This window comes from Alkalibacterium indicireducens, from assembly GCF_039522005.1.
GTDB classification, from domain to species: domain Bacteria; phylum Bacillota; class Bacilli; order Lactobacillales; family Carnobacteriaceae_A; genus Alkalibacterium; species Alkalibacterium indicireducens.
The window spans coordinates 1-7270 of the sequence record NZ_BAAADA010000058.1 but is presented as its reverse complement, the minus strand read 5'-3'; the positions used below and the strand labels follow the sequence as shown (position 1 = coordinate 7270).

Genomic DNA, 7270 nt, shown 5'->3' with positions numbered 1-7270 from the left:
CTACCCCTATCCGATTCCTCTGTCTGTATGAAGTCTGTGCAGACAAGAATGGAGTTCGTAGGAAGCCCCCACTTCAAAATCCAAAGGATTTAAGTGGTGGGTAGTTCACCTTGAATTGAGTTTATTTGATTCTAGAAGGATAAACTTCATTATTGGACAAGTAAACTTAAGTACAGCAAGGAACCAGATGCCTGAACTATACTCATCCGAAATTGAGTGTAGTTCAGGCATTGTTTTATGTCTTAAACTATAGAATATTACGTCAGGAAATAGTTCAGCACGAAACTATCCGGTGAACTTCAGTTCTGTGCTTTTTTATACAGACTTCAGGAAGCGATTACTTGTTAAATTGACATCAATTGACCGGACATATAAACTCATAGATAAGATATTCCCATTTGAAAGGTGTGTGTAATTGAATGTCCTATACTCCCGAAACAATGCCAAAATCTGAAGCGACAGCACCCGGGATGAAAACAGTCAAGGGTGATTTGACAAATATACTTGCACGGGCGGACAGTGAAGACCTAGTCTACACTAGAAAGAATGGCCAAAATCTGAAGATCCGCATGGTGTATCCTGACCAGCATGGTAATGAAACGACACGCTACCCTGTAGTCGTTCATGTCCAGGGGTCAGCCTGGTTCAAGCAGAATCTGAATGGTCACATATTTGATTTCAAGGATATAGTGACGAGTGGATACATATTGGCAGTTGTCGAATACCTGCCTATTCCAGATGCAACATTTCCCAGTCACGTCGAAGACTGCAAGACGGCGGTCCGTTACCTGGCCGATCATGCCGATGAGCTGCCTATAGACATCACTAACCTATTCCTGTCAGGTGATTCCAGCGGCGGACATACTGCGCTGTTGAGCTGGGCCACATGGGGGACGGATCAACTGGATGCGTCCAGTAGGCCTCTTCCAGATATTAGAGGGATAATCGATTTGTATGGCGTTACTGATTTAACTACCATCAGCACACCTAACTCGACAGTCCCACACGACGTTCCAACCAGTCCGGAAAATCTCCTTTTGGCTGATTTCTTATCAGATGGAGCAGTCGACAGAAAAATGGCGGGTACGGTTCATCATTATTTAAAAGACGATGTGACATATCCTCCCTTACTGATCATGCACGGCAATAGAGACACAATCGTCCCTTTTGAGCAAAGCGTGGAGCTGCATACGATCTGCACCTCGAGAGGCATTGACTCCATTTTCTACTGTGTAGACGAAGCTGATCACGGCGGTGGACCATTTTTCACTCAGGAAGTGATCGATATCATGATCAATTTCCTTCAGTCACATACTGAAAGTGATTAATCTACGCTCCGGAAATGATAGAGAGTCCAATAGACGGGCTCTTTTTAGCCAATGGATTTCTAGAAGAATCTTTCTTAAGTATGCTAAAAAATGGTATAGTAAAAAGGATGAAACATTAGTATATGCATGAAAAGGTGAGAAGATGTCAGTAGGAATGGTGCTGGAAGGTGGAGGCATGAGAGGCCTTTATACAGCAGGTGTGCTGGACACACTAATGAATGAAAAAATAAAAGTGAACGGTATGGTTACCGTATCAGCCGGGGCCTTGTTCGGAATCAACTATGCTTCAGGACAGCAAGGCAGAGCACTCAGGTACAACAAAACCTATCTAAAAGACAAACGCTACATGGGCATGAGGCATCTGCTCAGAACAGGTGACATCATCAATAAGGAGTTTGCCTATTATACTGTTCCTTATGCACTGGATGTCTTTGATGAACAGAGCTTCAAAAAGTCTAACATCGATTTTTATGCCACTGTAACTAATATGGAGACTGGAAAGGCAGAATACAAGCAGATCACTGATCCATTCAGTCAGATGGAAACTCTTAGAGCATCAGGGTCCATGCCCTTTGTATCAAAACCTGTGGACCTGGAAGGAACCCCTTATCTGGATGGAGGCGTAGCTGACAGCATCCCGTACGAGAAAGCTAGTGATCTGGGTTACGATAAAAAAATCGTAATACTCACCCGTCCGCTTGACTACAGAAAATCAAAGCCAAACCCTTTCCTGATCGATCAGTGGTATAAAAAGTATCCGCAGTTTAAAGAGACCTTGAAACAGCGATACCGTAACTACAACAATACTGTAGAGCAGATTACAAAGGATGAGCAAACGAAAGAGGCCTTCGTTATCCGTCCTTCTGTAGCGATTCCGATCAAACGTCTCGAACGTGACCCTGACAAGCTTCAGATGATGTATGACCTGGGTGTAAAAGATACTGCAGCACGACTGGATGAACTTAAACACTATATCTATGCTTAAAAGGAGCGTATCATGTCTGAATTGACTGAACTGATAGAAGAGAAACCCTGGGTTAGAGAATACCTGTATTTCAACCCGGACTTTACAAAAGAAGGTCCTGTATTCGAGGAGGAACTAAGTAAGTTCAAGCTGTTTATCAGCGCCATGGAAGAAACGAGAGAACACAGTCAGAAGATTCTCAGTAATCTGAACCTTCCCGATTACAAAGAAATTATTGAACTTCTGGCTGTTTTCAAAGTCATGACCCATTCCGGAGTAATTTCAGTCCATCAGAGAGACAGCTTTTTTGATATTTTAAGTGCTTTTATCAAAATTGAAAATAGCAGGGGACGCCCATTGGATGACATCTTCGAAGATAGAGATGCCATTGCCTTATCACGCCTGTATCAGGTGACTGACAAGAACTGGGCGGAAAAGTATATGACGTGGATTCTTTATGAGCTTGGCGCCATTACTAAGGAAAAAGGCCCCGATGTATTCGGAGCCAACGCAAGTGCCTTTCAGACCTATGATTTTCTGAAACAGGCCTCTGATGGTAACTGGCGTCCTCAGAATTATCATACTGAAAAATAATAATAAATTTAACCTGGAAAGAAGGAACTAACATGTGGACTTATCTGTTCATGGGCATTCTCCTGCTGATCATTGGCTTCGCCGTGCATGTTCTGAAATGGGACATGCTGATCGCAGGGTATAATACGATGCCTAAAGAAAAAAAGAAAAAGGTAGATACTGACGGTCTCAGCCGCTTTCTAGGAATCTACGCCTATATCAGCGGGGGAGCGTTTCTGCTTATGGCTCTGCTGGAATTTCTGGGCATCAGCATTCCTCCGACACCGGTCACGATCGTCTTTCTACTTTGGACAGTCATCGTCCTGATCATCGCTCAAAGGTATGATGGAAATACGACACGGGGGAAAGAATACAATGAACGAAACAACAAAACGCGTTAGAGATCAGGCTGCATCATCTGGAATCGATCTGATCGAAGCATCCATGACTCTCGAATCCATGGGACTGGATTTCGAGGTCATCTTTGCAGAAGATACAACCGGACAGGAATGGGTCTGCAGAATTCCCAGGCGAAAAGACGTCTACGACAAAATCATGGAAGAAAAGAGACTCCTTGATTTCATCAGAAGTAAGCAGGCGACGTTTGAAGTCCCCATCTGGCAAATAGTGTGTGATGACCTGATTTTATATAAAAAACTTACAGGTAAGCCTGCCGTCATAACTGACCCAGAAACTCAGGAACCGAAGTGGGTATTTGACCCGGAAGCTGTTCCTGAAACATACATCACCTCACTCGGACAGAGCCTTGCTGCCTTGCACAATCTGCCGCTGGAGGAAGCGAGTAGAGCAGGGGTCAACATATATTCTGCGGAAGAGGTAAAGAATACGTTGAAGACCCGGATGAACAAGATTAAAAACAGCTACACTGTATCGGACAAGCTCTGGGAGAGGTGGCAGACTTGGGTGAATGATAAGACTTACTGGCCGGAACACACAGTTATGGTTCACGGAGACTTGTTCCCAGGACACACACTTATCGATGATGACAATCGAGTCACAGGGATCATTGACTGGACTGAAGCAGAAGGTTCTGATCCGTCGATCGATTTTTCCGCTGTCTATATGCTGTTTGGTGAAGGCGGTTTGGACAAGCTGATTGAAGCTTACAAAGCAGCCGGTGGACGGACCTGGCCCAAGATGAAAGAGCACACGATCGAACGCCTTTCTATTCAAGCCATTACCATTGCCGAATTTGCCGAGTCATCAGGTCTGGAAGACTACCGTAAGATGGCTGAAGATATGCTGAAAGGTAACTGATTTCAGAAGACTAAAAGAACCCCTTCATCAGGTCCAATCTTTCCTGGTGGAGGGGTTCCTTTAGCTTTATAAGGAATTAAGTCAGCCCAATAGTTCGGACTCCTTGATAAATGTGCTGATTTTTTCATTAAGCTTTCTATAAAAGGACAATCTGACTTTTGAGCAGGCTTCAAGTTCTTTATAAAAGGCTACAGAGACAGTATCAGGGTTCCTGCCTACTGCTTCCATAATCATGAGCAGGGTACATTGACCGATAACTTCTTTCAGTAAGGAAGCATGGTTTGAATCTGACGCCGATTTTGTATTGACCGAGTAAATGTACGCTATGACTTGACGGATATCATCATCTGCTTTTTCATTTAATTTGATCCTGGAAAAAAGGGTCTGATTGCCTTGTTCTGTATCTTCATCTTTATCCTGAAGATCATCCAGTAGCTGAAGAAAAGCACCGTACTGGTAGCTAAACAGCATCTCTTCATAACTCAGTGACCCTCTAACAAGAAAAGCGTCCGCCAATACCGACGTTCCTCCCTTGTAGAAACTGATTTTCAGCAGGTCCTCTTTAGTTAGTTCATCTTCGCCACATTGCCTCATACTGTCGATTTGAGCTGCTTGGATAAGCATAATACTCTCACAAACCTCTGGATTGTTTTCAGGCGGGAAGGCTGCATGAATGTCTTCGACTAAGTCGAACATCCGAGTTTCTTTAGCATTTAATCCTTCAACTGATTCTCCTGACAAAACACGTTTAAGTCTATCATTAAACGCTTCTTTAATATCTCCACTCACGTCAGGATCATCCAGAAGATTATCAGTGTACGGGTAGAGCATACTGTAGGCGTACATAGGGGAGGTGAGGGTGAGAGGCTGATCCCACAGAAGCTGAAGACTATTCATGATCCAGACATTTCTAAGTGCCTGGAAAATCTCTTCATTTTTCAGATTCGGATCTTCTTTTTTCGCTCGCTCGATAAAATGTTCTGCCACATCCATATAGCCTTGAGACATAAAGTAAGTCAGGAATGGCCGATCAAAGAGGAGACGTTTCTCATCGATCTCTTTAAGCGTTTTAGTAACTAACTGCTTAACTCGACTGACGGTGTCTGAATGCTTATCATCCATATCCTCAGCATAACCCGCCAGCTCCGACATGTGAGGCTCCAAGTCATCCATCAAATCTCTCAGTAATTTCTCCAGACGTTTTTCATTCCAGAGCTTTTTCCAGTATGGCACTTTTGTCAGCTTGTCAGCAGGGAAGAGGGCGGCTTCAGCGAATCCTTCTAAAGAGTCGCTTAAAAGTCGGTCGGCTTCAAGGCTATGTAACTCAGTATGCTTCATCATTTTCTCACGTCCATTTTCTTATATTATATTAGCAACTGCTTGTATAAAGTATATTTCAGATTAATAGAATGATAGTTAAGAATTTATGTAGAAGAATCCATTAGTTCAAAATTTATAATTATGATTACCAGGTCTTCCTGCTGGTTTCCAGTGATTCCTTGAATCTTTGTAAAAAGGCTTCTTCACCGATATTGTTCAGTTTGAATGCTATTGCCTGGCTGCCACCAGAAGGAATAGCGACAAGTTGAATTATTCCATCGATTTCAGTGATCATCACGCTTAATGATACTCTGCTTGAACCGGCAACACTATAACGTTCAAAGACCATCGAGGAGCTGGTGTTTCCGAATTGATGGCCGTCTTCATAATTTGTAGTCGCACTGATATCCTGAGCCAAATCACGAACAGTAGTTACAAACTTATCAAAATTTCCGGTTGTTTCGTAAATATATTTAGCCATTTTCCATCCTACTTTCCAATCAATGAATTTAAAGTAATCTTACCATTAATAGATGGAAAAGGAATCATTCTTCAGACTCATATATTCAAGTATTATTAAACTTATCTTACGCCTTCCAGGAAGCAAGTTTATACTTTTGGTCCACGATGTATCAAGAGACTAAAAATATTATATAATATATTAACATCCTATTATGATATAATGTTTGTATGATTTACTCGCGCATTCGTTTATACTATTATTTCAGATCGAAAAGGGACTTGTCTCATGCAGAATAATTAAAGTGACCGTTCCACTAAAAAGATAGTGCTGAAGGGTCTTAAATTATTTACTAATCATTGTCATATGGGTTTTAACCGCTTTTCTGATGTGGAGAGACAGCCGTATGGATCATTTTCTGATTAATCACATCGATGGCTGTGAGGTCAGTTCAGTTACTTTTTACGAAACCAGCTCGGAAGGAATTGATGAATATACTGTTGACGAAGATATGGTTGATTACTTTAATGTCAGTGTTTCTGAGGATTTTTCTAACCTGGAAGACGTACTGGCTTACCCGCAGAGATTTGTTTACTGGCACATTGACATGACTAGACAGCCATTCAGCAGTATTTCAGAAGACTCACACTCAGCAGAACTGGTTTTTACTAACGGTGATTCAGATACATTCTATATTACAGAGTCTGAATTCCAAGTAGAGGACAGATGCTATACGCTATAAAATTATAATCCATTCAGCTCATGGATGACGATCAGTGAAAACAGGGAGGCAGAATAAGAATGAGCCAACTACAACATTACGTAGACAAGTCAAACGAATTGACCCAGAGCATCTATGAATCGTATGAGAAGCAGCACGCGATAACAGACTTCAATCATTTCACTGACGTATTTCTAAAGAGAGACAGTGCCGTGCCTTTTCTAAAAGAATTCGCAGACTTTGTAAATACATACTATAGTTTTCGTCTTTTTATGTTTGAGACTTTTCAAGACTATCTCAAAAATGAATACAAAGTCACTAATTTAATTAAGTCTTCAGTTGATGTTCAGCTTTTCAAGAAGGATATTAGATCACTAGATAAGGAAAATGATTTTCCTCTATATTGTCTTGTTGACGAGGGCGGTTTGGAATATATGAGCGAGTATGAGGCTTTGTTACATGTGAGTGTGATTTCAGAGAGTCTGAAAGATATTAACAGTAACGCATAGATTAATAGTTGATTGCTGCCCTTCCATACCAGCAGAAGAGGCGAGTGGGAACTGTCAAATTTTTTATGAAAACTAAAAATTAAAGGTGGTGAAGGCCCACTGACTATACCAATCGGA

9 protein-coding genes are annotated in these 7270 nt (G+C 41.8%); 7 read left to right on the top strand and 2 right to left on the bottom strand.

Annotated features, from left to right (window positions below):
* Positions 1–419 precede the first annotated feature (419 nt).
* The 5 genes from ABFX15_RS03990 (at position 420) to ABFX15_RS03970 (ending at position 4143) form a co-directional block, all read left to right on the top strand.
* Positions 420–1328 (top strand): alpha/beta hydrolase fold domain-containing protein, encoded by a 909-nt coding sequence (locus ABFX15_RS03990; protein WP_346024209.1) that lies wholly within the window; start codon positions 420–422, stop codon positions 1326–1328.
* Positions 1329–1470: 142 nt separating this feature from the next.
* On the top strand, positions 1471–2313 hold the full coding sequence (locus ABFX15_RS03985) for a patatin-like phospholipase family protein (protein WP_346024208.1): 843 nt from the start codon (positions 1471–1473) through the stop codon (positions 2311–2313).
* A gap of 12 nt (positions 2314–2325) precedes the next feature.
* Entirely contained in the window at positions 2326–2886 is a 561-nt protein-coding gene (locus ABFX15_RS03980) for a hypothetical protein (RefSeq protein WP_346024207.1), read from the top strand.
* A gap of 32 nt (positions 2887–2918) precedes the next feature.
* Positions 2919–3266 (top strand): DUF3784 domain-containing protein, encoded by a 348-nt coding sequence (locus ABFX15_RS03975; protein ID WP_346024206.1) that lies wholly within the window; start codon positions 2919–2921, stop codon positions 3264–3266.
* Positions 3241–4143, top strand: coding sequence for a macrolide 2'-phosphotransferase (locus tag ABFX15_RS03970; protein ID WP_346024205.1), 903 nt, complete (start codon positions 3241–3243; stop codon positions 4141–4143). Before ABFX15_RS03975 ends, ABFX15_RS03970 begins: the two co-directional genes overlap by 26 nt.
* Before the next feature lie 81 nt (positions 4144–4224).
* Here the strand turns inward: ABFX15_RS03970 and ABFX15_RS03965 are convergent, their stop codons facing one another.
* The gene (locus tag ABFX15_RS03965; RefSeq protein ID WP_346024204.1) at positions 4225–5484 is read right to left on the bottom strand and encodes a hypothetical protein; all 1260 of its coding nucleotides are present in this window, start codon (positions 5482–5484) and stop codon (positions 4225–4227) included.
* Between the two features lie 124 nt (positions 5485–5608).
* Positions 5609–5944, bottom strand: coding sequence for a DUF6054 family protein (locus ABFX15_RS03960; RefSeq protein WP_346024203.1), 336 nt, complete (start codon positions 5942–5944; stop codon positions 5609–5611).
* Positions 5945–6329: 385 nt separating this feature from the next.
* Between ABFX15_RS03960 and ABFX15_RS03955 the strand changes: the two genes are divergently transcribed.
* Together ABFX15_RS03955 and ABFX15_RS03950 are read left to right on the top strand one after the other, a co-directional pair.
* On the top strand, positions 6330–6665 hold the full coding sequence (locus tag ABFX15_RS03955; RefSeq protein ID WP_346024202.1) for a hypothetical protein: 336 nt from the start codon (positions 6330–6332) through the stop codon (positions 6663–6665).
* 59 nt (positions 6666–6724) lie between these two features.
* Positions 6725–7153 (top strand): hypothetical protein, encoded by a 429-nt coding sequence (locus tag ABFX15_RS03950; RefSeq protein WP_346024201.1) that lies wholly within the window; start codon positions 6725–6727, stop codon positions 7151–7153.
* Positions 7154–7270: the final 117 nt, after the last annotated feature.

Coding starts and splice junctions, on each gene's coding strand:
- ABFX15_RS03990 (WP_346024209.1), top strand. CDS start 420: ATGTCCTATACTCCCGAAACAATGCCAAAATCTGAAGCGACAGCACCC.
- ABFX15_RS03985 (WP_346024208.1), top strand. CDS start 1,471: ATGTCAGTAGGAATGGTGCTGGAAGGTGGAGGCATGAGAGGCCTTTAT.
- ABFX15_RS03980 (WP_346024207.1), top strand. CDS start 2,326: ATGTCTGAATTGACTGAACTGATAGAAGAGAAACCCTGGGTTAGAGAA.
- ABFX15_RS03975 (WP_346024206.1), top strand. CDS start 2,919: ATGTGGACTTATCTGTTCATGGGCATTCTCCTGCTGATCATTGGCTTC.
- ABFX15_RS03970 (WP_346024205.1), top strand. CDS start 3,241: ATGAACGAAACAACAAAACGCGTTAGAGATCAGGCTGCATCATCTGGA.
- ABFX15_RS03965 (WP_346024204.1), bottom strand. CDS start 5,484: ATGATGAAGCATACTGAGTTACATAGCCTTGAAGCCGACCGACTTTTA.
- ABFX15_RS03960 (WP_346024203.1), bottom strand. CDS start 5,944: ATGGCTAAATATATTTACGAAACAACCGGAAATTTTGATAAGTTTGTA.
- ABFX15_RS03955 (WP_346024202.1), top strand. CDS start 6,330: ATGGATCATTTTCTGATTAATCACATCGATGGCTGTGAGGTCAGTTCA.
- ABFX15_RS03950 (WP_346024201.1), top strand. CDS start 6,725: ATGAGCCAACTACAACATTACGTAGACAAGTCAAACGAATTGACCCAG.